Source organism: Bacillus sp. SH5-2 (genome assembly GCF_008368905.1).
GTDB classification, from domain to species: Bacteria; Bacillota; Bacilli; order Bacillales; family Bacillaceae_G; genus Bacillus_A; species Bacillus_A luti.
This window is the reverse complement of sequence record NZ_QOSD01000013.1, coordinates 171,404-197,718: the sequence shown is the minus strand read 5'-3', so window position 1 is coordinate 197,718 and position 26,315 is coordinate 171,404. Positions and strand designations below refer to the sequence as shown.

Below are 26,315 nucleotides of genomic sequence, written 5' to 3'. Positions count from 1 at the left end.
TGGTACTGTAAAAAACATAAAATTTCCGTTTAAGGGGATACTTTAAAATTTTAGCTTAATGGGTATGAGGCGATACTCCTAAAAAGAAAAAAATACCAATCCCTTTAACCCTACCCACTCCATTCTTTCAACCGTCAGGAAATAATAAATATAAATAAAAAAGCATCCTAATTTACACATTTAGGATGCTTTCTTTTTTTGTAAAGCAAATCAATTTCTATTCAGCAATCGCATACGATAGCAATTCATCGTCACTTCTCCAAGTCGTTGCAATAATTGATAGTTCGCATACGCACCGACCGGGGCACCGATTACCGGGACGAGCTGAAGCATCTTCGCTAAATCGATATAGTCTCGGTACTCTGTTTGGAACTTTTCCCAGTCCATATGATTTTCTTCTGTATCCCACGTTTCAATCGCTTTCCATATTTCTTTTCGGTGATCATCACTTGAAAAAGCAAGCTGGAAAACGTGAAGGATAAAGAGCCGTTCTTCTTTGTTACTCGTATCAAATCCGTACAATGTTGCGGCATCGAATAAAAATTTAATTTTAATCGTAAGTAGTAGCGGAAAATCAGCAAGGCCGAGAAGGATACCGCCTGCTCCCGTCCCCGCTCCTTCTGCCGCCGCTATTTTTTTGTACTCATCTATTTTTTTACGGACTTCATCGTCACGTCTTTGCAGTGACCAGTTCGTTTCTTTTAGCTTCGGTTTTATGAAGTTTGATCCAGCACTAATTGTTTGCACCATCATCCGAATCGTTTCTGTTAGTACCTTTTGCACTTTCGCGGGCACTAGTTGTTGCACCTTCACCTGCACTTTTTTAGAGAACCGTGTCATCATAGAAGAATCTTTCATGAACGTAGCTTTCCACTGCTCCAATTCTTTTATAACCTTTTCTTCATATGTAATCATAGGTTCATTCCTTTCAATTTAAGCGCTCAATGCGTTTTGCACCGTATTGATAAACGAAACCGATACTAAATACTATGCTTACGATTAGTAAAATTCCCGTCATCATGAAATCTTTCGTCGCTAGTAGAAATACAATTGTAAAGATAATGCTACCAGTAATGAGGATTGCATTTAATAAAGTAAGAAAATCTTTCTTCTTCTCTTCGCCCCCTACTGGATACAAATCAAGCCAAACTTTCATACGGTGATGTTTCCATAAAGTTAATAGCTGATAACCGATTAAGTATAGGAAGATTAGGCTGACGATAAATCGCCCATATAAAAACGGAATGAAGTAAAGAATAACTCCTCCAAGAGCGAGCAGGCGCACATATAAGCCAAAATAGTTGCCCGAGCGTAAAAATGTTCTCGTATATAAGTATAAATATGTACGCTTTTCGCCAATTATCGAAAGAATGAAATCAAGCCATTTTCTACGGGATACTCGTTCTTTTAATGCTGGTACATCAATGAACATATTTGCAATACGGTACAGCAGCATCATTTTCTTACCTTCTTCAGAAATTAAATATTCCCAGTTTAGCGGCTTTCCCTTCACCATTTGATGCAGGATCGCAAGGTATAACACCATGAGCAGGACAATTCCACCAATAAACATAACGGAAGTACGTTCTACAAGGAAATAAACAAATAAGCCATTTAAAATGAAACGAATGAACCAATCGGCCCTTTGTACATTTTGATCTGTTAAAAATGATTTTTCCCACGCTACAAATAAATTCCACGCTTTTACAATAACAAACGCAAGTACGAGCCATATGTAGCCAGCACCTGTTTGTTTCATTTGCTGGAAATATAACGGGGCAAGCGCTGCTGCTACAATTGCGATTATGTATAACTGAATCATAAACGTAAAGAGAAATGCCTTTGTAAAGTACGGCTTTAACTTTTCTTCAACTGGCAGTAAGTAAACGAGGTCTGCTTCTTTTAATAACGTTTGAATTGACCCAGCCGTTAATACGAGTCCAAGCAACACTGCCATAACGAGGGCCGCCTGAAACGAAGGTGTTAACGTTTGTAACCATTGCTGGTAATAATACGCTCCTGCGCCGATGATGAATACGAAAATAAATTTTAAATGATCATTAAATACGTATTTACTATATGTACGAACTTCTTGTAGAAAGTAACGAAATCGTTCTTTCCATAATGCTGTGCTATTCATAATCTTCTTCCTTCGTTAATGCAATGTAAATGTCATCTAATGTTGCACCTGGCATATTAAAGTCAGATTGCAGTTCAGATAATGTTCCCTTCGCTCTTACTTCACCTTGATGCAGAATAATGAATGAATCACAATAACGCTCTGCCGTCGCTAAAATGTGTGTACTCATTAAAATACCGGCGCCGCTCTTTTTCATTTGATCCATCATTTGAAGAAGCGATTGGATCGCTAACGGATCAAGCCCAACGAACGGTTCGTCTACGATGTAAAGAGATGGCTCCACTAAAAACGCACTCATAATCATTACCTTTTGCTTCATCCCTTTTGAGAAATGAGACGGAAACCATTTTAAACGATTTTTCATGCGAAACTCTTGTAATAATTGTCCTACACGTTCTTCATATTGCTTTTCATCGATGCCGTACGCCATCGCTGTTAACTTCAAATGCTCTTCTAACGTTAATTCATCATATAATACCGGTGTTTCTGGAATGAAGGAGAAACTAGAACGGTACGCTGTCATATCATCACGAATTGTTTTCCCATTAATTGTGACAGTTCCTTTTTTCGGTTCCATTAAACCGATAATATGTTTAATCGTCGTACTTTTACCAGCTCCATTTAAACCGATTAAGCCGACAAGTTCGCCTTTATTAACAGAGAACGAAACATCTTTTAGTACAGGTCGTTTCGTATATCCTCCTGTAACATTTTCTACACGCAATAACTCGCTCATACGACACCACTTTCTTCATTTATATTCGTTCTATATTCATCTTACCAAAAATGGCGCTGTACTACATAGTATCGATGTCTTAAAAAAAATTTAAATTTCTTCGCATATATTTTTACGAAAGCGGACATCATAATTAGTGAAGAAGGAACACATTGAAAAAGCAACCACCAATTGATGAGTATAACAACATAGTGAAGTCATCATGAAAAGGGGTGTCCATGTTGGACAAAGAAATTTACACATAACCAGATTATTTGTTTCATTTTAGAAACGGGGTGTCTCCGAAAGAGCATATACTGTTTTAAAAATAAACAATTTCCTTTAAAAAAGATTGCAATTCATTTCACTTGAAAATGGGGTGTCTACGGCAGAAACTTTAGCCGATTTACCGTGCATTTCTTAAAATAAATGGGGTGTCTGCGAAACGTAAATTACGATAATGCTTTTTCAATCCCTCTTCAGAAAACAGGAAGCTGAGTCAGCTTCCTGTTTTTCGTGTTTGTTCTATTATGTAATTATGGTAAAATACGGCTAAGGCTACTTGAAAGGATGAGATCGATGAATCATACAGCGGATAATTGTATTTTTTGTAAAATTATTGACGGGCAAATCCCTTGCTCAAAAGTATACGAAGATGAGCATGTACTTGCATTTTTAGATATTAGTCAAGTAACAAAAGGACATACACTTGTTATTCCAAAAGTTCACAAACAAGATATATTTGCGTTAACGCCAGAAATCGCATCACACATTTTTGCTGTCGTTCCAAAAATCGCAAATGCAATGAAAGCAGAGTTTAATCCAGTTGGTTTTAACCTACTTAACAATAACGGTGAAAAAGCTGGACAAACTGTGTTCCACTTCCACCTTCATTTAATTCCACGCTACGGTGAAAACGATGGTTTCGGTGCTGTTTGGAAATCACACCAAAATGAATACACTATGGAAAATTTACAAAACATCGCAAGCACAATTGCAAATAGTGTGAAATAGTGACACTATAAGAAGACGTAATACATAACAAGTCTATTCCCCAAAATGATTAAACATTAGCATGACTTGTTTCTTCACAATGCCCGGGGATGATTGTTTGTGCCTAGCACATATAAGAAAGATATGCATACTTTTTCACATCATGAATACGAACAAAAAATAAGGAGGTCTCCTTTTATGTCAAAAGCTAAATCCTTTATTACAGGTGTTATTTGCGGCGGAGCTGTTGCTGGACTAGCCGTTCTTTTCTCAACTCCTTCTTCGGGTAAAGATATGCGCGGCAAGCTGAAAGAAAAAGGAACTGATATTAAAAAGACTTTAGCTGATATTACAGCTGATACAAAGTTATTAAAGCGTCAAATCGTTGAAACTGCTTCAGAAGGTAAAGAAGTGTTTCAAGAATTAAAAGACGATATGCAAGACACGCTTTCTAACTGGAAACAAGATATTTCTCAAAACAAGCGCCATATTGAGAAAGAAATTTTAGACATCCAAAAGTCAATTGAGAAACTACAAGAAGCTGTTCCAGAAAAAGCGTAAACAGATTCCTGCTTAGTTTTTTGCATATAACAAATATTTTTTAGATAAATTGACCTTAACACGGCATATCACATAGATATGCCGTGTTTTTATGCATTTACAATATATGTTATCCTTTAACATGTACAGACAACGCATGTATTCTTGACTCATAAACCGCTTCCATAGTTATGCATGATTTGTATAGAATGTCATTTTTTTAAAAAATTTTCACAATTCTCACAAAAAGACTTTATTAATTTTTATTTTACTGGCATAATAGATAGTAATGAAAAAGAATGTTAAAGTGGGTGAGTAAATGAAAAGTGGAGAAAAAGATTACTCGGTAAAAGAAGCGATGATTTTCAGCCAACGCATTGCTCAATTATCGAAAGCGTTATGGAAATGTGTAGAGAAAGATTGGCAACAGTGGATTAAACCTTACGATTTAAACATTAATGAGCATCACATTTTATCAATCGCTTATCATTTAAAAGGGGCTTCTATTTCTGAGATTGCTAAGTTTGGAGTTATGCACGTATCAACGGCGTTTAACTTCTCGAAAAAACTGGAAGAACGCGGCTATCTTGTATTCTCGAAAAAAGAAGATGATAAACGAAATACGTACATTGAAATTACAGACAAAGGGGAAGAATTACTACTTCGCTTAATGGAGGAGTATGATCCTGAAAATAATTCTGTGTTTAATGGGGCTCTTGCACTTCGTAATTTTTATGGGAAGTTCCCAGAAAATATCGAACTGATCGCAATCCTGCGTAATATTTACGGACAAGACTTCATCGATATTTTTGAGAAATCGTTAGAAAATATTGAGGAGAACTTTACGGAATCCGATCAGAAGTTAGTTAAGAAGTAATCTATTTATTTTTTCGCAATCATGCTTAGGAATTCATTCATAAGTGGCTTAAATAAACCTTGTTTTGCTAGCGCTTCCGCAGTTTCGTGTACTTCGAGCTGATGTGGAAGCGCTTTTTCAAATTGATCTAACAGCGCATCGAACAATAAAAGCCCTTCTGCTTTCTCCACTACGTATTGTTCGTTCAGTTTTTCACAAAGTTGTAGTATACGTTCAATATCTTTTTTACGAGCTTTTTTCTTTATGATCAAAGAATAAAATGGACACTTTTCTTCATCAATCATTTTAAATAGTAGGTCTACGTAGTATTCAGCTTGTTCTAATCTTCTAACAACGTCCATTTTCTCCCTCACTTTCTAACACAAAGTCTTCTATTTCTGAATTTTGTAACACGAACAAAATATCGTGTGATACAATATATATATGTATTTTAGCCAAAAGGAGGTCTCGCCTCATGACACTTATAACAGTTGTTTTTGTCGCATTCGCACTTCTTGTTATATTTTACACGAATTTCATGACACATACACTGTGTGAACGAAAACAAATAGCTGCGAGCCGCCAACCCGGTGTCTTTCGGGTTATTAATGTATGTATAACAATTTTATTAATTTCTAGTTATATAGAAATTATATTTCATGGAAAGTGAGGAAGGAAAGCCCCTTCCTCATTTTTTTCCTCTATAAGCAAATTATACCTACTATAACCAATAAAATAAACAGTACAAGTAATAAAATAAGTTGAGAATTCATCCCCATCCCCTCCTCTATTCTGTATATGCGGCATATGCCCAATATGGCACACTTTCAAAATCTGACACGATATGGTTAATTTTTCTTTATCAATATGAAATCGAGTCGAAATATGATATATTAAATTCTGTACATATTGCTTATACTATGAAATAAATGACACGCATCTTAACTTTATCCTAAAGCCTCGGTAAGCCCTGTTAAGCGCGCTTTACCAATATAAAAAGCAAAAGTATCAGTGAGACTTAATCGGGCTCTTATGAATTACAATTCATTGGTATAGGATAAATTAAAAATACATAATAGTAGGAGTGTTTATCGAATGAAGAAAGCTATGCTTGCCTTAGCCGCAACAAGTGTAATCGCACTATCAGCTTGTGGAACATCATCATCAGACAAAATCGTTACATCTAAAGCTGGTGACATTACAAAAGACGAATTCTACGAGCAAATGAAAACACAAGCTGGTAAACAAGTATTAAACAACATGGTTATGGAAAAAGTACTTATTAAAAACTACAAAGTTGAAGACAAAGAAGTAGACAAAAAGTTCGATGAAATGAAAAAACAATACGGTGATCAATTCGATACACTATTAAAACAACAAGGTATTAAAGAAGAAACTATAAAAACTGGTGTGCGTGCTCAATTAGCTCAAGAAAAAGCTATCGAGAAAACAATCACTGATAAAGAATTAAAAGAAAACTACAAGCCTGAAATTAAAGCAAGCCACATTCTTGTAAAAGATGAAGCAACTGCGAAAAAGGTGAAAGAAGAACTTGGACAAGGTAAATCTTTCGAAGAGTTAGCGAAACAATACTCTGAAGATACTGGTTCAAAAGAAAAAGGCGGAGACCTTGGCTACTTTACTTCTGGTAAAATGGTTAAAGAATTCGAAGATGCTGCTTACAAGCTGAAAAAAGATGAAGTAAGCGAGCCTGTAAAAACACAATTCGGTTACCACATCATTAAAGTAACAGACATTAAAGAACAAAAACCATTTGATGAAGTTAAAGGCGACATCAAAAAAGATCTAGTTCAAAAGAAAGCACAAGATGCACAATTTATGAACGATCTTATGATGAAAGAAATCAAAGCTGCTGACGTAAAAGTTGACGATAAAGATTTAAAAGATCTTTTCGAAGAGAAGAAAACTGACGCTAAAAAAGAAGAAAAGAAATAATGAAAAGCTCGGGCTAAGCCCGAGCTTTTTTTGTATGCTCTCTTCTTGCCGTACATTACGTCCAGATTCGGCAAATGAAATTATATGGTTGATTCTCCGAATAAATTAAACTCTGCTCTAAATTATATCAGCGATTTTTCAATTATATCGACCGTAACTCCAATTATATCAGCGATTTTCGAAGTATATCGACGCAACTCCAATTATATCGGCGATTTTCGAAGTATATCGACTTACCGACAGAAATTTACAATAACTGCGAATCTCTCTTAAAACACAAAAAAACCTTGGTCCACGCCACATGGAACCAAGGTTTATCTCATTATCATTGATTAAATTCAAAAACTATGTTAAATTAGTACAGAAACACGTTTTCTAAAATGAAAGGAACGTATTTATCCGTATCTTAATTGTACACCAAAACACATCTTCAGTCAACCTCTATTTTTCACTTTTAAAGGAGTGCTACCGTATGAACAAAAAACTTGATCTAGAGCAAAAACGCTTGGATACCGTAATCGAAACGATTGCGAAACAAATTGATAAGCTGGAAAACGAAACTGGTAGACGCCGGGCGGAAGTAATCAATATTCGTAAACACTTTTGGGATGACGTGAAAGTGAACACGGATACTTTTGATGATTATCTTGAAACAGTTATCAACTTAAGACAACAAGCTCAGTCACTAGCTGTCACACAAATTACACATAAGCACACTTTTAATCGACTAGCTGCATTAAAACGTATGCAGAAAGCTCCTTACTTCGGGCGCATTGATTTTACAGAAGAAGGCGAACCTGCGGCTGAGAAAATTTATATCGGTGTTGCTACCCTTACTGATGCAAGCGGCGAAAATTTTCTCATATACGATTGGCGCGCACCTATTTCAAGCGTCTACTATGACTATCCACCAGGGCCGGCAAAATATAGTACGCCAGGCGGTGTCATTAACGGAACTGTAGAGAAAAAATTACAATACATTATTCAAAATGGCGAGATTGATTCTATGTTCGATACGAGCCTTACAATTGGAGACGAAATCCTGCAACAAGCGCTCGGAAAAGGTACGAACAAACATATGCAAAGTATAGTTGCGACAATCCAGCGCGAGCAAAATGAAATTATTCGTCACGATGAAGGTCGACTACTTATCGTGCAAGGAGCTGCTGGTAGCGGTAAAACGTCTGCTGCCCTGCAACGAATCGCCTACTTACTATATAAATATCGCGAATGGTTAAAAGCAGATCAAATCATTCTCTTCTCCCCTAACTCTATGTTCAACAGCTACGTTTCTAACGTACTACCTGAACTTGGCGAAGAGAATATGCAGCAAGTTACATTCCAGGAATATTTAAATCATAGACTAAGTAAATCATTTGACGTGGAAGATCCATACGAACAATTAGAATATATGCTAACTGAAACGAATAGCCCTGCCTATAAAACTAGAAATGCAAGCATTCGCTTTAAAGCATCTACTCAATTTTTCGAGATGATTAGAACGTACAGACAATCTCTTGAATCGTCTGGCATGCTATTTAGAGGAATGAAATTTAGAGGAAAACTGATTGCCTCTGCTAAAGAAATCGCAGAGCAATTTTATAATACTGACTCCTCCCTCCGCTTCCATAGCCGTATTGAGAAGTTAACGGATTGGCTAAATAAGCAAATAGATGCACTTGAAAAAGCAGAACTGAAAAAGCCTTGGGTAGAAGAAGAAATTGAACTACTTAGTAAAGATGAATATCAAAAGGCTTATAAATACTTGCAGAAAAAGGGCGAGTTTGACGACAACTCCTTTAATGATTTTGAGAAAGAAACGAAAGTGCTTGGACGTATGATTGTCCGTAAAAAATTGAAGCCACTTCGTAAAGGTGTTCAAACATTGCGTTTCATCAATTTCACAGGCATATATAAACAACTCTTCACAGATGTATCATTGGTTACTGGAGAAAAGCCGAAAGAATGGGACGACATTTGCTCACTAACGGTGAACATGCTTGATGAAGGAAAGCTATATTACGAGGATGCGACTCCATTTTTACTTTTAAAAGAGTTAATTGAAGGCTTCCAAACGAACAGATCAATTAAACACGTACTCGTAGATGAAGCGCAAGATTATTCTCCGTTTCAATTCGAGTTTTTAAAACGTCTCTTCCCTGCCGCAAAAATGACGGTACTCGGAGACTTTAACCAAGCAATATTTGCTCATGCGAGTGAAACGGTGAATTTCGATACACTTACGAATTTATACGGGCCAGACGAAACGAACGGTATCAACTTAACTCGTAGCTATCGCTCAACAAAACCGATTATTGAATTCACACGAAATCTCGTACCAGAAGGAAAGAAAATTAACGCTTTTGAACGTGACGGTGAGAAGCCTACAGTAACGAAAGTAGCTGATTACAGCGAACTTCATAAGCATATTACTGCTAAAGTTGCTGAACTACAAACAGAGCAGCACAATACGATCGCAATTATATGTAAATCTGCAGCCGAAAGCGCCGCTGCCTATGAGGCACTCGGTAGCATTGAAGATATTAAACTTGTGAAGAGCACCTCCGCTGAGTATGAGCAAGGCGTCGTTATCATCCCTGCTTATTTAGCGAAAGGTATCGAATTTGATGCTGTTATTATTTACGATGCTTCTAAAGATGTATACAGCGATGAGAGCGTTCGTAGATTGTTCTATACTGCTTGTACACGCGCGATGCATGAGTTACAACTTTATAGCGTTGGCGAAATTAGTCCTTTTGTACTTGGGGCTGACTCGGAGAGTTTTGAGCTTATTACAACACCTTGATACGAATCAAGGTGTTTTCTTTTTTATGCAGGATTTACACCTTTAAAGTAGAATATATCATTTTAGAAAAAAATAAGGAGTGGAAACATGAATCATTATTTCATTGCTATTTATGACGGTGAATTTCCTGACGAAAAATTACATACCATTTTACAATCTAATCACACTTTTACTAACCTAAACGTCCGCACTATTTCAATCTCCTCACCAAGACCATTCACATTATTAGTTGGCGAAGAACATGATGCACTTACAACTGGACTTACAGACAAATACCACTTATTAACGAAAGAGTTGCAAATACTTGAGCAGCAAGAAAAGTACTACTATGTATACGATTATAAAATTAAAAAGACCATCGAGAATCCTACCCAAAAATGCTTTCCATTAGCAGAAATCAATATAAGTGTTACGAAATTCCATCAGATGATTCAAAAAGTAAAAGACTTAAAACGCCCTGTATTTGCAGGTTATAACATCGTATCTCATGATGCAGACATACTTACGATTGATGTACTTCTTTCTTCACCTTTATTGGATCCTAACACATCCGAAAAAGATGAGGAAGAATACTCCTATTTACAGCAGCTAGCTGAATCAATTTCTCGTTCTGAATTATGTACTTCTATTAAATCGAGTTCACTTATTACAACATAAAAAGAGGGTTATTTATCATAACCCTCTTCCTACTATCTATTTACGTTTTTGAAACAACACAATTAAGACTGGTAATATGGTTAAAGCGCAGAATAAAGAAAGTGTCGTATCAATAACAGTTGTAATACCAAATTCACGTAAGACTGGGAAGTTAACAAAAATTAACGTTGAAAACCCAACAATTACAGTTAATCCGGAAGCGGTAATGGCTTGCCCCACTTTTGAAAGAGAAACGCGAATTGCTTCTTTGGGAGACAGTCCCTTCACCTCTTCTTCACGATATCTTTCCATAATGAGAATCGTAAACTCTGTTCCAATTCCAAGTACAAGGCAACTAAGTGCTGTTGTTAGTGGATTATATGAAATATCAAGTAGTTTTAAAGCACCTGGCGAGAATCCTAATACTAAAACAATTGGTATTAATGGATATAATGCATGTTTTACGCGGCGATACACAAGGAATAAAGATAGGAAAATAATAAGTAGCCCCGCGCCAATCATGAGTTCACTATTTGCACCGATGTTATCAATACCATAAAGCATCATAACTTGCGCACCCGCTGGCTTCATTTTCACACCATCGATCGGCTTCATGTCCTTTGATATGTTATGCATCAATTTCAATTGCTCAGCAGAAGAAAGATCTGGATTCACTTGGAACTGAACTGTTGCGTATTTTTTGTTCTTACTTATAACCGTTTCTTTCAGAGAATTCGGCACGTTTTCAAGTTCATTTGCTACTTGTGCAGTAGATTCTGGCAACGGGCTTTTCCCGTTGATTTGCAAAATAACTTTAGGTAGTGATATAACATCACTCACATCTTTATATTCATTTTCAATCTTTTTACTTTCACTATGCATCCAAGACATCACTTTCGGTTCTGTGACATCCTCTGCTTCTACTAAATACGTAATATATGTTGTCGAGCCAACTATCTTTTGTAATTGTTTCGTATTTTTTAATGTCTCCATATTTTGCGGAATCATTTTTGTTAAGTCTGTTTCAGTCGGAATAGACCTTTCTGCCATAAATCCAAGACTAGATAAAATAACGGAAACAATTAAAATAGGAATTGCGAGTTTCATAGCTAGATTAGCATATTGATTTAAGAAACGTGATAGCATTGTATTTTTATCTGCATCACTTTTTAATAGAGGTGCTGCTTTTTTGCGATCTAATAAGTAGAATGTTGAGAACATCAATAATAGTTCAATAACGTAACAGAATAATACACCAATCGCTAACGTTAATCCAAATTGTTGCATCATCGGCGCTTTCGATAAATACATCGTCAGGAAGCTTAAACTCATAATTACAACTGCAATCCCTACGCCAGGTCCAATATGACGAACGGCATGTAATGTTGCAAGTTTCGCATTAAATCCACTTGTTTTATATTCCTCTTCATATCTATTATGGAATTGAACACCAAAATCGGTGCCGAGCCCTATAATGATTGGTAATGTTGCCATAGTTGCGATTGTAATCGGAATTCCGGCCCATCCCATGAAACCAAATGTCCATATTAACCCGATTAACACAAAGGCTAATGAAATAACGCGACGCCTTACAGGGAACACGAAGAATAGTACAACAATCATTAATAGAACCGCTAAACCGAGCATGATTCCTAAAGTTGTTATAACCTCTTCTTGAATATCTCCTAAAATAGCAGGCATTCCAGCTACTTTCACTGTTACACCTTGACTGAAGTTCGTATTTTTAATAAGTTCGTTTAACTCTTTATTAATACGTACGTAAGTCGTCATTTCTGCATTATTCGATGTGTGAAGCTGAATCACAACGTGTTTTCCATTCTCAGGAATGAGTTGTTTCAATCGGTCTGGTACTTTTCCTTTATTTGAAAAGACGATTTCATGAAGTAAATCATTGTTCATATGTTGAACATTCGGTAGAGCTTTCAAAATATCTCGTTGCATATGAACTTTTTGTTGTTCTGTTAAAATGCTTTGCGTATACTTTGCAACCTCATCGTTTTGCTTTTCCGTTAAAATAGATGCTGTTATTTTCTCTTGCTCATCAGCTGTAGGCGGATGTCCGAGCACAATTAATTGTTTTTGTATTTCTTGCATTTGTTCAGCTGCAAGTTGTTGCTGAATAAACACTCCCATTTTTTCACGTTGCTCATTCGTTAAGCTACTTTTTACATTATTATTAATTTCATTCATTTTTCCGCTTGAAATAGAGTTTTTCAAAACTGTTTCTAATTTCTCATTTGTTACTCCTGTATCAAATGCTGAAAAAGAAGGAGTAGGAGCGGATAACATTTCATTTAATAAGCCAACATAATGTGTTGATCCGGTAATATCTTTTATACCTTCTACTTTTTTAGTGAATTCTACAATCGCTTTATTTGTTTCTTGTGAAAGCAATGTATCGCTCTCTCCACTAAGCAGTACGTATATACCATCTCCACCAAAATGCTTTTGATATGTTTCAGTATCTTTATAAACATCAGATGTATTACTTAGAAATACATCATTCCCCATCTTCATATCAAGTTTTGTTATTCCAAATGCGAAGAATATCGTTAAACATACTATAAGTGCAATATTCACCTTTGCGTACTTGATGATAAAACGTCCAATTGTATGAAAAATCTTATCCATGTCTTATTTCCTCCTTTACTATGCTCAATAATTTATCATAGGCTTTAGAGGAAAACGATGAATAAAAATGAATATACGTCTCAAAATAAGACATATGTCTTATTTTGGTTCATTTACCCCGCATTAACTGGCAGTAAGATCCCCACCTCAAAATTCAGCGAAAGCAAAAAAGTTAGCTTGGGGATCAACTGTCCGTAAATGCCCGATTGGTGAGGGCTGATAATCAGTGGGGATGAAGCCCTCACTGATTAAAGTTTCACTTTATGAGAAAATTATTAACGATATGGATCAGTTCTTCTTTTGAATACGGATATTCATTATTAATCCATTTCTTTATAATCTCAAAAAATCCACTACAGTAAAAATCACATAATACATTTGGATAATCCGAATTTTGGATTTGCCTTGAAAGAGGGTCGTTATATTGCGCTGCATTTTCATGTAAAGCCTCCCCACCAAGTTGAATCAACTTATCATATAATTCACGGCTATTATTTTTACTCGTAACGTTAAAAAACAACGCACGATTCACATCTATGTAGTCAATTACTTCTTCAAAAAATGTACGTTCTAAATTCAAACCTTGCTTAGTTTGTTCAAAGAGCTCTATGGCGACAGCATTTACCGTAGCACTAAAAAGCTCATACTTATCAACGTAATAGCGATAAAACGTACTTCTATGTATCATTGCTTTTTCGCAAATGTGATTAATTGTAATAGCTGAGAATGGTTTTTCTTTTAATAATTCCATAAAAGTATTTGTTATTAAAATTTGTGTACGTAAACGAGTGAGGTTACTCAATTTATTTGTCCTCCCTGTAACTTTTGTTGTACTTTTAGTATGCCGTAGTTGGTTATAATAGTGAATTCTTTTTGTATATTACAAAAAACACCTTGATAATTATCAAGGTGTTTTACAGTGTTAAAAAATGAATTAGCGAAACCCCTCTATTCATTTCCCGAAGTCTGCGAACGTTTTATAAATAAAGCTACAACAACTGCAAGTAGCGCCAAACCAAAGCCAATCGTAAATGCGTTATGCACGCCTGAAACCATCGCTTCCGTCAATTGAGCCGGGTCAGTTGGATTTGAAGATGCATCCAAATATTTCTTTTGCCCGGAAGTCATAACGCTAATAAAGAAAGCAACTCCTACCGCACCAGCTACTTGTGATAGAGTATTCAAAATAGCTGTTCCGTGAGGATAAAATCGCTTCGGAAGTTGGTTCAAACCGTTCGTTTGCGCTGGCATCATAATCATTGAAATGGATACCATCATAGTGACATGTAATAGGATGAAAGTTATTTTAGACGTATCTGCCGTTACTTGTGTAAAGAACCACATCACACCTGCTAATAATATCGTACCAGGAATAATAAGCGCTCTTGGGCCAAATTTATCAAAGAGCTTCCCTGAAACTGGAGAAAGCAGACCATTCAATAGGCTACCTGGAAGCATAATAAGACCAGTTGCATAGACAGTTAAGCCTAAAGCACCTTGAAATAGAAATGGTAGTAACGTCATTGTCGAGAACATCGTCATCATCATGATCGTCAATAAAATTGTCGTTAGCGTAAACATCGGATATTTAAATGCACTAAGATCTAGTAATGGCTCTTTCAATTTCAATTGACGTAATACGAAGAATAGAATTGCTACAAGACCAATTAGGATTATGCCATATACTTGGAAACTATCCCAACCTTCACCTGAGCTACTAAATCCATAAACAATCCCGCCAAATCCAATTGTAGATAAAAGAATAGATAACACATCTACCTTTGGTTTAGTAGGCTCTGAGACATTTTTCAAATAAATAAACGCAAAAACGATAGAAAAAATTGCAAATGGAAGAACGAAATAAAATAGCCATCTCCAATTCAATGTTTCCAAAATGAGCCCTGAAAGTGTCGGCCCAATGGCAGGGGCGAACATGATTACAAGCCCAATACTCCCCATTGCCGCCCCTCTCTTTTCAGGAGGATATAGAAGAAGAATCGTATTCATTAATACAGGCATCATTAATCCCGTACCTGCCGCTTGTAACAAGCGACCCACCAATAGTATAGAAAATCCAGGTGCAATCGCACTTACAAATGTACCGAAAGTAAAGACCACCATAGCACCTATGAATACTTGTCTTGTTGTAAACCATTGTACTAATAAAGCAGAAGCTGGAATTAGTACAGCAACTACAAGCATGTACCCTGTTGAAAGCCATTGAAGAGTCGACGGTGTTACATTCAACTCAATCATCAATTGCGGAAAAGCAACGTTCAATAATGTTTCATTCAAAATGGTGAAAAACGCTCCAATGATCATTGATATTAAAATTGGGAGTCTTTTCACATTGTCAAAATCCTTTGACTGCGAAGAAACAGACGCAGTTTGAGCATTCATACATAAACCTCCTCGTATTCTTTTATAAATTTTTACTACCTTTGTTAGTCATATTTAACGTAGAAACGCCCATGCCAAATTGAAAATGGTAGAGCACAACTACAAGTAGGATCAATAATGACATCACGCCGAAGATATTACTATACATATTTGCAGCTTGATTTGCAACAAAAGGATTGAGTTGTAGCGAAGTAGAACCATTATCCGCATTTTGTGTTGAATTATCTACCATCGTGTAGACCTCCTTTTCTCTTTCCCATAATCTATACAAATTTAAGTGAGTATCAACATAATGAATATCCTCACTATTTTATTATAATGAGGATATCATTTTTACCGTACGTGCTCAGTTTCTACCTCTATTCAACCAAATCTACTAAACTACAATTTACTTTACAGAAGTTCTGTTACTGCTGAAGAATGAACGAATGCAAGAATTAGCGCTAAAATCATAAGCACTGCTGCCGGCATTACTTTTCCAATTGGATCTTTAACACGCATATGGGACAATACAGCTCCTAACATAATACAAGCAATCCATAATGCTGCTAAAACTAATACGACCTCATTCCAGAAACCAAAAATCAGTCCCGCCACTCCTGCTAAAGCGATCCAACCTGTCGCAATTCTGAACCATTGAGGTAAACCTAAATGAGCGAAAGCTTCTACTTGCATTTTTGCTCCCGCAATTTTACTCACACTTGAAAAGAAAAATGCAAAAATTAATAAACATTGAAGTACTAATGCTACAATAGTCATGTACAATCCTCCGTTACATATATTTTTTAGGGTATTGCTATTGAATACTAAAACGATTTGAAATTCCTTACATAGATACACCTCGCTCTATTATCGTTTTCTATAGGCATGAGCATCAGTTATAATAGTAATTATCCCGCTATTACACATTATGAGCATACGATATAATGAGGTTACTCACTAATCGTTTATAATATAGAGAGGATACTCACTAATAATCTACAATATATTTATGAAACGTGCAAAAATGAACTACAAAATAATGAGGAGGTCATCCCATTCATGAAATCAAATTATCCAGCTGCAATAGATATCATCCATATATTAATGCAATCGACCAACTATGTTCAAAGAGAATTTCAATCTCAATTGTCAGCTCTTGACACACCTTATCATCTAACAGGTCCTAGGCTACGCGTTCTATCTACCGTTTCTGAAAATGGCCCCATTCGAATGAATGCATTAGCTGCTAAATTAGGCGTCAAAGCACGTACAGTTACCGATTTTGTCGATGCACTCGAACAAGACAAGCTCCTAGTTCGTATACCAGATCCAACTGATCGCCGAGCTACATTAATTCAACTTACTGAACGCGCGCATTCCAATATGGAGCAGGCGCTCGCTTTCCAAGACAAAGTCGCAAACGATATTTTGCAAAACCTCACATTAGAGCAGCGTGAGCAGTTTTTTGAACTTCTATTACAATTAATAAAAGATAAGCAAATTCCTGATTCATGCGAAGAAGCTGAAAACGGAAAAACTTGTTAAGTATGTAAATAAAACCACCTACACCCTAAAAAATATAGGGAACGGGTGGTTTGTTTTTTAAGCTGACTTTCTCGCTGGAATATCTTTACGCCTATATACACTTAGCACGACTCCCATTAAAAGCGCATGAAATACAGTTGGTGTTAATCCATAACTAATAAAAGGTAAGGATATCCCAGCAATCGGTAATAAACCTAAAATCATACCAACGTTATAAAGGAATTGAACTACGAAAAGAGTCATCCCTCCAATGAGAAGCAATTTACCATACCGATCATTTATTTTATAAGATATGAACATTAGCCGTGCTACAAAAAGAGAAAGAATTAAAACAAGGACCAGTGCAAGCACATATCCATAATAATAAGTCAAACTTGCAAATACAAAATCAGTATCTGGATTAGGGATGCGCTTTACATCTCCATATGTACCAAACCAACCTGCTGACGACATTACCTCTTTTAAACGTATATACATAAAGCCTGCGCCCTGTGCATCACGCTCTGGATTCAAATACCCTAAAAATCTATCCAAATGATATCCTTTTACTGAGGGCCAGGAAAAAGACGCCCTTATAATCAATAAACAGATTGGTACAATTGTAATAATTACTGCCGTTTTCTTTCCTAACTTACTCCACCAAAGCATAACGAATACCATCGTGATATAAATAAAAATCACTGAAAAGGCTGCGCCAATTAAGAATAAATACAAAGAAAATAAATACAACACTACAAGATACCTAACTTTCAATCTACTATTATTGAAAAAAGAAGCCCAAGCTAGAAAAAAGAACGGCACTGCCATTAAACGGTCAATTGCAATAGGACCAACTTTTATTATCGGTTCTCCAAGCATCCCAGCATTCGGAAAGCAGTATAGCATGAACAAGATAAGTACCCCAATTGTATAAAACAACCATCCTAATCTCTCTAACTTCCGATAATCAATCAGCATCATCCCTAACGCTGTTGCAATACCAAGAACAACAGATATCACCTTATCCATTAGTAAATCATTCATATATCCAAAGGCTATAACTGGCAAAAATCCTAGCCCCATCGCAGCCACTAATAAAATAAGTAGGAACCAATCAACCTTTGGCTTATGCAGTTTGTTAAGCTCTTGCCCAAGTTTGACTGGACTTCCCATTTGTTCAACGGCCTTATCTTCAGCAACTTCCTCACTTAACCCTTTTTCTATCCACATATTCTTCGCCTGTTTTAAGTGAAAATTTAGTTCAGTTGCTACTAAGTCCTTCGCTTCTTTTGATTTAATATGGTTCGTAACTTCCTTTAAAAAACGCTCCCCTTTTTTGTTCAATTTTTTCTCACTCCTGTACTAAGCCTTTTAATATAAATCGTGCCTTCGTAGCATTCTTCTCTGCCTTTCGTAGCATCTTGTTTCCTTTATCATTTAATTGATAATATTTAGCTCCCGCGTGGTCCCAGCTAGATTGGATAAAGCGATTCTGTTCTAGACGATGTAATAAAGTGTATAGAGAACCTTCATCACCTTCGAATTTTTGAATCCCTCTCCCACGCAGTAACTGAATCAATTCATAACCTGTTTTTTCATTCATAAGAAGTTGCAACACTGCTAAAAGGATATCTTCTTCCTTTTCGGACGATTGATTGATTTTTTCACGCACCCGCTTCCGATGCTGCTCAGAAAAACTCAAATGTTTAAACGTTATGTTCTCCATTGATTTTCGCAAACCTTTTAATCGATCTTCCATTTGATTATTCCTCCAATCCTTCCTTCAAAAGTTCCTTTGCTTTTTTCAGTCTCGTTTTTATCGTATTTTCCTTCACTTCTATTACTGTAGCAATCTCTTTAATTGATAACTCTTCATAATAAAATAGATAAATGACTTCTCGATATTTTATCGGTAAATTCATTACTGCAGAAGCCAGCCTACTATCCTCTGCATTTTGAATAACTGTTTGTTCCACACTTTCTTTTTGACTCTCCATATACGTAAAGTCATCCTCTGTAACGATAACTTTTTTGTTATACCAACTTTTTATATAGTCCTTACAATGATTAATCGCAATTCTCCATAACCACGTTTTCACATTCGAATTCCCTTTATATGTATGAAGAGACTTATAGCATTTCACAAATATATCTTGCGTTAAATCCTCCGCAACCTCTTTATTATTCACATATGAATACACAAGCTGCAGGACTTCTTGTCCATACTTGTTCATTATTTCATCGATAAGGTCCTCCTTATCTTCTATTTCAAACGCTTCTACCGTTAATTCATCCACATCATTTCCTCCTTCCCATATATTAGACGACGCAACCTATGGAAAAGTTTTATACATTCATAAAAAATACGGTCGGCAATAACTTTTTTTATAAAGCACTTCCTCAGCAAATTACATATAATAAACCGAATATTCGTTACAATACATTCACCTAAAGAGCGTCTTTCTCCCAAGGCGCTTTTTAATTTTGAAATCTCCCTTCAAGAACAAAAAAGAACCCATTTAATCAGGGGCCCTCCTTCTTCCTAAAACTCACTTAAAGAGTCTAATATGTCATAACCATACAAGGATGGCTTGATAATATCGAAACCAATAAACTCTTCATACTGATTATCTGCAAAATAAAATACAACATGATGCAATGCTACTTTTTGCAAATGATTGTCCTGAGAAATCCGAAATGAGTATATGTAGTTGTTATTATTTGAAGTTTTCTTTTTATATATTTTACTCAAGTTTGTTAATGCTTTTAATTTACGAGCATTTTCTCCAAAAAACTCAATCCCTACTATGCGATCAAATTGATCTATATCTACATTCAGTTTTGGATTTTCTTCTAATTCTTCAGTCGATTCAATCTTAATTTCTGAAGTAAATGGAATTACATACAGATAAGCCATCTGGATTTCAGGGTCGTAAGTAATTAATTTTTTCATGATACACCTCATATTGGTATCTTATTTTTTGTATGAAACTTCTCTCAATAAACTAAATATTAGGTTTTTCGGTTATAAAATACAAGTGTAGTATTTGAAATTCTATACTTAACGTAGCTGTTTGTTCTTGTTGATCTACTGCTTTTTCTAGTTCTGTTTTGTATTTCATTTGAACGTTGTTATCAGTATCCTTTTTTTATTTAACAAGAAATAAAGTTGTATATGACAAACCACACTTTACACACTAATCCATCATTTAAAACTAGAGCTTTTTATCCATATGTCTTGTTCCCTGTTTTAAAACATAATACAATTAATACGTAACTTAATACGCTATAACTAGTAGGTGTGGTAATCATCTCTTCCATTTTGAAAAAAGGGGGGAGGTGATAATATGATCGCGATGTTTGTAATTAAATTAGTGTATGGTATCCTAACCGGAGCTGGCGTTGTCATCGGTAGAAGATACGTCGGTCCATGGCTAATTTCTGTATACAAAAAAGCGAGAACCACCCTGCTTCGTGGAAAAGGTAAGGGCGGTTCTCGGCTAAAACGTTAATGTAATTGTCTTATAACCGCACCTACTACCACCACAATAGCAAGTTAGGTTACACAAGGCAGAAGTTTCTCAGGCTTCTGTCTTCTTTATTTTATGCAAAATTCATACTACATACTCTATCATCATTGTAACACATTCTAATTATTTTTAGTCAAGATAAAAAACCACCTAAAGGCTCCCCTTCAGGTGGTTCTCTATTTTACGCTAACGCAGCTGCCTGCTCTTGTTGATCTACAGGAATTACAGCGTCTGTTAATGCTTTTTCTAGTTCTGCTGTGTATTTCATTTGCTCTTCTTTGCTCCAGCCTAGTTTCACAGCCATGTAGTTGATTACTGCTTCTTTCCACTCGTATACCCAGTGGATGTTGAAGAATACAGCGCCTCTGCGGCGTACGAAGAAGTCAACTGGTTTTGCTGTCATTTCGTAATCCATTGCGTATACAAGCGGGATTAGAACGTCAAGCGGCATGTTGTATTCTTTCGCTTCGTTTTTATGTTTTTTCGCTAATTCGAACAGTACGTCAACGTTAGAGCCGTAGAATTTCGCGAATTCTTCCGCTTGTTCTGTCGTTAAACCATATTTCGTACCTTCGCCAGCTTTTTTCGCAACAAATGCTGTGAATCCGTGTGAACCATCTACATGTCCACCAGAGATTGGCATATGTTTCGTGTCGCTCTTCGGATATGCACTATGACCTTCTTTTTGTAGTAAGTTCGTTACGTAGTCTACTACCATTTCAGCCATTTTGCGGTATCCTGTTAATTTACCACCTGCGATTGTAATTAAGCCAGATTCAGAAGTCCAAATTTCGTCTTTACGAGAAATTTCAGATGCACTCTTACCTTCTTCGTAAATTAACGGACGTACACCAGCCCAGCTTGATTCAACATCTTTTTCCGTAATTTTTACGCTTGGGAACATGTAGTTAATCGCATTAATGATGTATGTGCGATCTTCTGTTGTCATTTGCGGTACAGCTGCGTCTTTATCATAGAACGTATCTGTTGTACCTACATATGTTTTTCCGCCGCGAGGAATCGCGAACACCATACGTTTATCTGGTGTATCGAAGTAAATCGCTTGACCTAACGGGAAACGTTTTTGGTCAATTACTAAGTGAACACCTTTTGATAACTGAAGTACTTTTCCTTTTTTCGAGTTATCTTTTTCACGAAGTGTATCTACCCAAGGGCCAGCTGCGTTTACAATTTTCTTACCGTAAACTTCGTATACTTCACCGTCTAGTAAATCGATTACACGTACACCACATACTTTTCCATCTTTATATAAGAAACTATCTACTTTTGCGTAGTTAACAGCTTTTGCGCCATGCTCAATTGCTTCCTTCATTACTTCAATTGTAAGACGAGCATCGTCTGTACGATATTCTACGTAGTAACCGCCGCCTTTTAATCCTTCTTGTTTTACAAGAGGCTCTTTCTTCAATGTTTCTTCACGGTTAAACATTTTTCTACGCTCGCTTCGTTTTACGCCTGCTAAGAAGTCGTATACACGAAGACCAATTGATGTACTGAATGATCCGAACGTACCGCCTGTATGGAACGGAAGTAACATCCACTCTGGTGTTGTTACATGGGGACCGTTCTCATATACAATCGCACGCTCTTTCCCCACCTCTGCTACCATTTTCACTTCAAGCTGTTTTAAATAACGTAGACCACCGTGTACAAGCTTCGTTGAACGACTTGATGTACCTGCTGCAAAGTCCTGCATTTCAAACACAATTGTAGATAATCCGCGTGTTGCTCCATCTAATGCAATACCAGAACCAGTAATACCTCCACCAATTACGATCACATCTAACTCTTGTTTATTTACTCCGTTTAATACGTCTTTACGTTGTTTACTTGAAAATTTCATGGTAATTCCTCCCTTTGATAACGAAAAAAGAGACCACAAACTCCGCTATAGATTTCACCTCTATAGCGTGTTGTGGTCTCTCCAAATCTCCTACCGAATTATTAACTTGTCACCATTATAACACTGTTTATGATTATTTGAAAGCTTTTGTTGCTTCAATTGCTTTTTTCCATCCAGCATATAGCTCTTCGCTTGTTGCCGCTTCCATCGTTGGTTCAAAGCGTTTGTCCATATGCCACTGCTCTTTAATTTCATCTTGGTTTTTCCAATATCCAACCGCAAGACCAGCTAAATACGCTGCACCTAGAGCCGTTGTTTCATTGATTACTGGACGCTCTACAGGAACGTCTAAAATATCACTTTGGAACTTCATTAAGAAGTTATTTTTAACTGCTCCGCCATCAACGCGTAACGTGTTTAATTCAATACCTGAATCTGCTTCCATTGCACATAATACATCTTTCGTTTGGTAAGCTAAAGATTCTAGCGTCGCACGAATGAAATGCTCTTTCGTCGTACCGCGCGTTACGCCAAACATAGCGCCGCGTACTTCACTATCCCAGTAAGGTGTTCCTAATCCAACGAATGCTGGTACTACGTATACACCGTCAGTTGATTCAACGCGAGAAGCATATACTTCACTCTCACTCGCATCTTTAAACATGCGCATTCCATCGCGTAACCATTGAATTGCAGAACCTGCTACGAAAATACTTCCTTCTAATGCGTAGTTTACTTTACCATCTATTCCCCATGCAATTGTTGTTAATAGGCCGTGCTCAGAAGCTACTGCTTTTTCACCTGTGTTCATTAACATGAAGCAACCAGTTCCGTATGTGTTTTTCGCCATACCTTCACCGAAACAAGCTTGTCCGAATAATGCTGCTTGTTGGTCACCAGCTACACCTGCAATCGGTACATTTTGACCGAAGAAATGATAGTCAATTGTTTCTCCATAAACTTCAGATGATGGACGTACTTCTGGAAGCATGCTCTTTGGTACTGTTAACATGTCTAGAAGCTCATCATCCCACTGTAAGTCATGAATGTTAAACATTAATGTGCGTGATGCATTTGAGTAATCTGTTACGTGCGCTTTACCACCAGATAGTTTCCATACAAGCCACGTATCAATTGTTCCGAATAATAACTCGCCGTTTTCTGCTTTCTCTCTTGCACCTTCAACATTATCTAAAATCCATTTTACTTTCGTACCAGAGAAGTATGCATCAATTAAAAGACCTGTTTTTTCGCGAACGATATCGCTATAGCCTTTTTCTTTTAACTCATCACAAATTTCAACTGTTTGGCGAGATTGCCATACGATTGCGTTATAAATTGGTTTGCCAGTCTCTTTATCCCATACAACCGCTGTTTCACGTTGGTTCGTAATACCGATACCAGCGATTTGTTCTGGTTTTACGTCTGCTTCGCTTAAGCAAGTTGCGATAACTGCTAAAATAGATCCCCAAATTTCTTGTGCGTTATGCTCTACCCAGCCTGGCTTTGGAAAATGTTGTGTAAACTCTTTTTGAGCTGAATGTACAATTTCACCTTTTTTATTGAACAAAATTGCGCGTGAGCTTGTTGTTCCTTGGTCTAATGAAAGAATATATTTTTTCATATCGGTTTCCCCCTTATGCTACTTTTCTACTATTTGTAGTGCTTCCGCTTTTTTTACTTGTCATATAAGAGATTGCTAGTACAATCACAGTTGCAATAATCACATAAATAAGTGCTGCATTTTGTTTTCCTTCAAATACAACTTGATGGAATAATCCTGCAAGTGATCCACCTAAAATCGGACCTACTACTGGAATCCATGCATACTTCCAGTTTGAACCGCCTTTTCCTGCAATCGGAAGGAAGAAGTGTGCGATACGCGGACCTAAATCACGTGCCGGGTTAATTGCGTATCCTGTCGTTCCACCTAATGATAAACCAATACTTACAATTAAGAAACCTACGATAAATGGATTTAATCCATCTGCAAATTTATTTGCACCAATTGCTAATATACCAAATACTAAAATGAATGTTCCAATCATTTCACTTAAAAGGTTTGCAAATGTGTTCGGAATTGCTGGACCTGTTGCAAATACGCCTAACTTTGTTCCTGGATCTTCTGTTTCTTTCCAGTGTGGTAAGTAATGTAAATATACAAGAACTGCCCCGATAATTGCCCCAATCATTTGTGCTGCGATATAACCAGGTACGTCACTCCATGGGAACGCTCCCTTAAATGCTAATCCTATCGTTAAAGCTGGATTCAAATGTGCCCCACTAATTGATCCAACTGCGTACGCTGCAACCGCTACTGCTAAGCCCCAGCCCATTGTAATGACAATCCAACCAGAATCTTTCGCAAACGACTTCTTTAAACTTACACCAGCACAAACACCGCCACCAAGTAAGATTAACAATGCAGTCCCTATTAACTCTCCTAAAAATGCTGACATAGTATCCCTCCACAATCAATTTAAACGCTTTCAAAAGTGATAGAGGTAAAATGAATGGCCATTCGTTTTTTTCAAAAGAAAAAGATCCACAGCTTACATGCCTCTATATAAAAATATATAGAAACAATAAAATGTGGATCTCTTCTTTTCTCCGTCACGTTTATTAACTTGTCTATAATGTTAACCTCTCGTGAAAGCGGTGTCAACAGAATTTTTTCACATTTTCGTCACTTTTTTTGGTAATGTTTCCATAGTTCGCGTTTTGATGTCGTAATTGCTGTCGCACCAGCATTTAACGCTTTCTCCACATCATCAACTGTACGAATGAAACCACCCGCTAAAATCGGTACACCAGTACGCTCTTTCACTTCAGCGATAATATCCGTCATTGCCCCTGGAAGCACCTCAATATAATCCGGCTTCGTCTTTTCTAACAGATTGCAACTCTTCTCCATTGCGCTCGAATCGATTAAAAAGATACGTTGTATCGCCACAACACCCTTTTGCTTCGCCTTCATAATCACGCTCGCCTTTGTCGAAAGTAACCCGTACGGTCTAAACTCTTGGCATAAATACTCCGTCGCATGTCCATCACTCTGCAAACCATGAATTAAATCCACATGTAAAAACACCTTTTTACAATATTGCTTCGCAAGTGATATAACACTCCTCAATTGACCGACATGAATATCTAAAATAACAATATACTCATACGAACTATGTAATAACTTTTCCAAATCTTTAATTTGCCTCACTGCCGGCAAAATCTTCTGTTCATGAAATTCCATTCTATATGTCCCCTTCCTATCTATTCTTTATAGTACACAATTTGAGTAGAAAGAACAGCTAGTGTAGGGAAATTCCTTCATTATCTATATATTTTCTTCAACTTATCAGATCCCATGCCACCTATAACCATTAATAAGAGAGGTAAAAAATTTATTACGTATGGTGCATCCGCTACAGATGAAGAGTAAAGCGAGTTGTCGTTGCGTGTCCTGTGCAACTTGTGCGTTACAGCTTATGATGACGCTATTTAATATGTAGCTTTCATATACTATGCTCCGATAATAATTTCCCGAACAATAATCGTGCTTCTTAACATTGTCGTTTCGTGTCGGTAAGTCGATATCTCATGTCGAATCGTCGATAAATTGAAAAAATCGTTGATATATTTCAAGTTGTGTTCGATATATTTGAAAAATCGTTGATATATTTCAGAAAATAAAAAAGTGGATAACGACATGTTATCCACGCTCCCA

General features: G+C 36.6%; 25 protein-coding genes and 2 pseudogenes. 9 read left to right on the top strand and 18 right to left on the bottom strand.

Features of this window, described 5'->3' with window-relative positions:
* Positions 1-210: 210 nt before the first annotated feature.
* The 3 genes from ecsC to ecsA are packed head-to-tail and all read right to left on the bottom strand — an operon-like array spanning position 211 to position 2,876.
* Positions 211-915, bottom strand: a complete 705-nt coding sequence (gene ecsC, locus DN410_RS11180) for an ecs operon protein EcsC (RefSeq protein WP_149176545.1) — start codon at positions 913-915, stop codon at positions 211-213.
* A 13-nt stretch (positions 916-928) separates the two neighbouring features.
* Positions 929-2,140 (bottom strand): ABC transporter permease EcsB, encoded by a 1,212-nt coding sequence (ecsB, locus tag DN410_RS11175; protein WP_149176544.1) that lies wholly within the window; start codon positions 2,138-2,140, stop codon positions 929-931.
* Entirely contained in the window at positions 2,133-2,876 is a 744-nt protein-coding gene (ecsA, locus tag DN410_RS11170; protein WP_149176543.1) for an ABC transporter ATP-binding protein EcsA, read from the bottom strand. The genes ecsB and ecsA overlap by 8 nt, the downstream gene beginning before the upstream one ends.
* Before the next feature lie 558 nt (positions 2,877-3,434).
* Between ecsA and DN410_RS11165 the strand changes: the two genes are divergently transcribed.
* The 3 genes from DN410_RS11165 to DN410_RS11155 all read left to right on the top strand — a co-directional run bounded on the left by DN410_RS11165 (position 3,435) and on the right by DN410_RS11155 (position 5,265).
* A complete protein-coding gene (locus DN410_RS11165) occupies positions 3,435-3,869 on the top strand; it encodes an HIT family protein (RefSeq protein ID WP_001016832.1) in 435 nt (144 codons plus the stop codon).
* A gap of 177 nt (positions 3,870-4,046) precedes the next feature.
* Positions 4,047-4,409, top strand: a complete 363-nt coding sequence (locus tag DN410_RS11160) for a YtxH domain-containing protein (RefSeq protein WP_071711168.1) — start codon at positions 4,047-4,049, stop codon at positions 4,407-4,409.
* Positions 4,410-4,707: 298 nt separating this feature from the next.
* Positions 4,708-5,265, top strand: coding sequence for an HTH-type transcriptional regulator Hpr (locus DN410_RS11155; protein ID WP_000834920.1), 558 nt, complete (start codon positions 4,708-4,710; stop codon positions 5,263-5,265).
* A gap of 5 nt (positions 5,266-5,270) precedes the next feature.
* Here the strand turns inward: DN410_RS11155 and DN410_RS11150 are convergent, their stop codons facing one another.
* The gene (locus DN410_RS11150; protein WP_149176542.1) at positions 5,271-5,606 is read right to left on the bottom strand and encodes a DUF1878 family protein; all 336 of its coding nucleotides are present in this window, start codon (positions 5,604-5,606) and stop codon (positions 5,271-5,273) included.
* Between the two features lie 113 nt (positions 5,607-5,719).
* Here DN410_RS11150 and DN410_RS11145 point away from each other — a divergent pair, with 113 nt between their 5' ends.
* The 4 genes from DN410_RS11145 (at position 5,720) to DN410_RS11130 (ending at position 10,663) form a co-directional block, all read left to right on the top strand.
* A complete protein-coding gene (locus tag DN410_RS11145; RefSeq protein ID WP_000172690.1) occupies positions 5,720-5,914 on the top strand; it encodes a hypothetical protein in 195 nt (64 codons plus the stop codon).
* A 425-nt stretch (positions 5,915-6,339) separates the two neighbouring features.
* Entirely contained in the window at positions 6,340-7,200 is an 861-nt protein-coding gene (gene prsA, locus DN410_RS11140; RefSeq protein ID WP_149176541.1) for a peptidylprolyl isomerase PrsA, read from the top strand.
* Positions 7,201-7,672: 472 nt separating this feature from the next.
* The gene (gene helD, locus DN410_RS11135; protein WP_149176540.1) at positions 7,673-10,006 is read left to right on the top strand and encodes an RNA polymerase recycling motor HelD; all 2,334 of its coding nucleotides are present in this window, start codon (positions 7,673-7,675) and stop codon (positions 10,004-10,006) included.
* Between the two features lie 87 nt (positions 10,007-10,093).
* Positions 10,094-10,663 carry a hypothetical protein gene (locus tag DN410_RS11130; protein WP_149176539.1) on the top strand — a complete coding sequence of 190 codons (570 nt, stop codon included), beginning with the start codon at positions 10,094-10,096 and terminating at the stop codon, positions 10,661-10,663.
* A gap of 36 nt (positions 10,664-10,699) precedes the next feature.
* Here DN410_RS11130 and DN410_RS11125 read toward each other — a convergent pair whose 3' ends face one another.
* From DN410_RS11125 to DN410_RS11105, 5 genes and pseudogenes are all read right to left on the bottom strand, one after another.
* Entirely contained in the window at positions 10,700-13,294 is a 2,595-nt protein-coding gene (locus DN410_RS11125; protein WP_149176538.1) for an efflux RND transporter permease subunit, read from the bottom strand.
* 256 nt (positions 13,295-13,550) lie between these two features.
* Positions 13,551-14,096: a TetR/AcrR family transcriptional regulator gene (locus tag DN410_RS11120; protein ID WP_149176537.1), complete on the bottom strand. Its 546-nt coding sequence runs from the start codon at positions 14,094-14,096 to the stop codon at positions 13,551-13,553.
* A 146-nt stretch (positions 14,097-14,242) separates the two neighbouring features.
* Positions 14,243-15,694 (bottom strand): MDR family MFS transporter, encoded by a 1,452-nt coding sequence (locus DN410_RS11115; RefSeq protein ID WP_149176536.1) that lies wholly within the window; start codon positions 15,692-15,694, stop codon positions 14,243-14,245.
* A gap of 22 nt (positions 15,695-15,716) precedes the next feature.
* Positions 15,717-15,899, bottom strand: a pseudogene (locus DN410_RS11110) (MFS transporter); the annotation flags it as partial.
* A 188-nt stretch (positions 15,900-16,087) separates the two neighbouring features.
* Positions 16,088-16,453, bottom strand: a complete 366-nt coding sequence (locus tag DN410_RS11105; protein ID WP_149176535.1) for a DoxX family protein — start codon at positions 16,451-16,453, stop codon at positions 16,088-16,090.
* 282 nt (positions 16,454-16,735) lie between these two features.
* Here DN410_RS11105 and DN410_RS11100 point away from each other — a divergent pair, with 282 nt between their 5' ends.
* The gene (locus DN410_RS11100) at positions 16,736-17,221 is read left to right on the top strand and encodes a MarR family winged helix-turn-helix transcriptional regulator (RefSeq protein WP_149176534.1); all 486 of its coding nucleotides are present in this window, start codon (positions 16,736-16,738) and stop codon (positions 17,219-17,221) included.
* A 57-nt stretch (positions 17,222-17,278) separates the two neighbouring features.
* Here the strand turns inward: DN410_RS11100 and DN410_RS11095 are convergent, their stop codons facing one another.
* The 4 genes from DN410_RS11095 to DN410_RS11080 all read right to left on the bottom strand — a co-directional run bounded on the left by DN410_RS11095 (position 17,279) and on the right by DN410_RS11080 (position 20,153).
* Positions 17,279-18,544 (bottom strand): FtsW/RodA/SpoVE family cell cycle protein, encoded by a 1,266-nt coding sequence (locus DN410_RS11095; RefSeq protein ID WP_149176533.1) that lies wholly within the window; start codon positions 18,542-18,544, stop codon positions 17,279-17,281.
* A gap of 7 nt (positions 18,545-18,551) precedes the next feature.
* A complete protein-coding gene (locus tag DN410_RS11090; protein ID WP_149176532.1) occupies positions 18,552-18,959 on the bottom strand; it encodes a PadR family transcriptional regulator in 408 nt (135 codons plus the stop codon).
* A gap of 4 nt (positions 18,960-18,963) precedes the next feature.
* The gene (locus DN410_RS11085; RefSeq protein WP_149176531.1) at positions 18,964-19,497 is read right to left on the bottom strand and encodes a sigma-70 family RNA polymerase sigma factor; all 534 of its coding nucleotides are present in this window, start codon (positions 19,495-19,497) and stop codon (positions 18,964-18,966) included.
* 245 nt (positions 19,498-19,742) lie between these two features.
* Positions 19,743-20,153, bottom strand: coding sequence for a DUF2283 domain-containing protein (locus tag DN410_RS11080; protein WP_149176530.1), 411 nt, complete (start codon positions 20,151-20,153; stop codon positions 19,743-19,745).
* A 394-nt stretch (positions 20,154-20,547) separates the two neighbouring features.
* On the opposite strand from DN410_RS11080, the gene DN410_RS27920 reads away from it, so the two are divergent.
* Positions 20,548-20,712 (top strand): hypothetical protein, encoded by a 165-nt coding sequence (locus DN410_RS27920; protein ID WP_000561154.1) that lies wholly within the window; start codon positions 20,548-20,550, stop codon positions 20,710-20,712.
* A 199-nt stretch (positions 20,713-20,911) separates the two neighbouring features.
* Here DN410_RS27920 and glpD read toward each other — a convergent pair whose 3' ends face one another.
* The 5 genes and pseudogenes from glpD to DN410_RS28415 all read right to left on the bottom strand — a co-directional run.
* Positions 20,912-22,594 carry an aerobic glycerol-3-phosphate dehydrogenase gene (gene glpD, locus DN410_RS11075; protein WP_149176529.1) on the bottom strand — a complete coding sequence of 561 codons (1,683 nt, stop codon included), beginning with the start codon at positions 22,592-22,594 and terminating at the stop codon, positions 20,912-20,914.
* Positions 22,595-22,727: 133 nt separating this feature from the next.
* Positions 22,728-24,218 carry a glycerol kinase GlpK gene (gene glpK / locus DN410_RS11070; protein WP_149176528.1) on the bottom strand — a complete coding sequence of 497 codons (1,491 nt, stop codon included), beginning with the start codon at positions 24,216-24,218 and terminating at the stop codon, positions 22,728-22,730.
* A gap of 13 nt (positions 24,219-24,231) precedes the next feature.
* A complete protein-coding gene (gene glpF / locus DN410_RS11065; RefSeq protein ID WP_149176527.1) occupies positions 24,232-25,053 on the bottom strand; it encodes a glycerol uptake facilitator protein GlpF in 822 nt (273 codons plus the stop codon).
* Positions 25,054-25,280: 227 nt separating this feature from the next.
* A complete protein-coding gene (gene glpP / locus DN410_RS11060; protein ID WP_149176526.1) occupies positions 25,281-25,841 on the bottom strand; it encodes a glycerol uptake operon antiterminator GlpP in 561 nt (186 codons plus the stop codon).
* A gap of 80 nt (positions 25,842-25,921) precedes the next feature.
* Positions 25,922-26,017, bottom strand: a pseudogene (locus DN410_RS28415) (DNA-binding protein); the annotation flags it as partial.
* Positions 26,018-26,315 lie beyond the last annotated feature (298 nt).

Coding starts and splice junctions, on each gene's coding strand:
- ecsC (WP_149176545.1), bottom strand. CDS start 915: ATGATTACATATGAAGAAAAGGTTATAAAAGAATTGGAGCAGTGGAAA.
- ecsB (WP_149176544.1), bottom strand. CDS start 2,140: ATGAATAGCACAGCATTATGGAAAGAACGATTTCGTTACTTTCTACAA.
- ecsA (WP_149176543.1), bottom strand. CDS start 2,876: ATGAGCGAGTTATTGCGTGTAGAAAATGTTACAGGAGGATATACGAAA.
- DN410_RS11165 (WP_001016832.1), top strand. CDS start 3,435: ATGAATCATACAGCGGATAATTGTATTTTTTGTAAAATTATTGACGGG.
- DN410_RS11160 (WP_071711168.1), top strand. CDS start 4,047: ATGTCAAAAGCTAAATCCTTTATTACAGGTGTTATTTGCGGCGGAGCT.
- DN410_RS11155 (WP_000834920.1), top strand. CDS start 4,708: ATGAAAAGTGGAGAAAAAGATTACTCGGTAAAAGAAGCGATGATTTTC.
- DN410_RS11150 (WP_149176542.1), bottom strand. CDS start 5,606: ATGGACGTTGTTAGAAGATTAGAACAAGCTGAATACTACGTAGACCTA.
- DN410_RS11145 (WP_000172690.1), top strand. CDS start 5,720: ATGACACTTATAACAGTTGTTTTTGTCGCATTCGCACTTCTTGTTATA.
- prsA (WP_149176541.1), top strand. CDS start 6,340: ATGAAGAAAGCTATGCTTGCCTTAGCCGCAACAAGTGTAATCGCACTA.
- helD (WP_149176540.1), top strand. CDS start 7,673: ATGAACAAAAAACTTGATCTAGAGCAAAAACGCTTGGATACCGTAATC.
- DN410_RS11130 (WP_149176539.1), top strand. CDS start 10,094: ATGAATCATTATTTCATTGCTATTTATGACGGTGAATTTCCTGACGAA.
- DN410_RS11125 (WP_149176538.1), bottom strand. CDS start 13,294: ATGGATAAGATTTTTCATACAATTGGACGTTTTATCATCAAGTACGCA.
- DN410_RS11115 (WP_149176536.1), bottom strand. CDS start 15,694: ATGAATGCTCAAACTGCGTCTGTTTCTTCGCAGTCAAAGGATTTTGAC.
- DN410_RS11105 (WP_149176535.1), bottom strand. CDS start 16,453: ATGACTATTGTAGCATTAGTACTTCAATGTTTATTAATTTTTGCATTT.
- DN410_RS11100 (WP_149176534.1), top strand. CDS start 16,736: ATGAAATCAAATTATCCAGCTGCAATAGATATCATCCATATATTAATG.
- DN410_RS11090 (WP_149176532.1), bottom strand. CDS start 18,959: ATGGAAGATCGATTAAAAGGTTTGCGAAAATCAATGGAGAACATAACG.
- DN410_RS11080 (WP_149176530.1), bottom strand. CDS start 20,153: ATGAAAAAATTAATTACTTACGACCCTGAAATCCAGATGGCTTATCTG.
- DN410_RS27920 (WP_000561154.1), top strand. CDS start 20,548: ATGATCGCGATGTTTGTAATTAAATTAGTGTATGGTATCCTAACCGGA.
- glpD (WP_149176529.1), bottom strand. CDS start 22,594: ATGAAATTTTCAAGTAAACAACGTAAAGACGTATTAAACGGAGTAAAT.
- glpK (WP_149176528.1), bottom strand. CDS start 24,218: ATGAAAAAATATATTCTTTCATTAGACCAAGGAACAACAAGCTCACGC.
- glpF (WP_149176527.1), bottom strand. CDS start 25,053: ATGTCAGCATTTTTAGGAGAGTTAATAGGGACTGCATTGTTAATCTTA.
- glpP (WP_149176526.1), bottom strand. CDS start 25,841: ATGGAATTTCATGAACAGAAGATTTTGCCGGCAGTGAGGCAAATTAAA.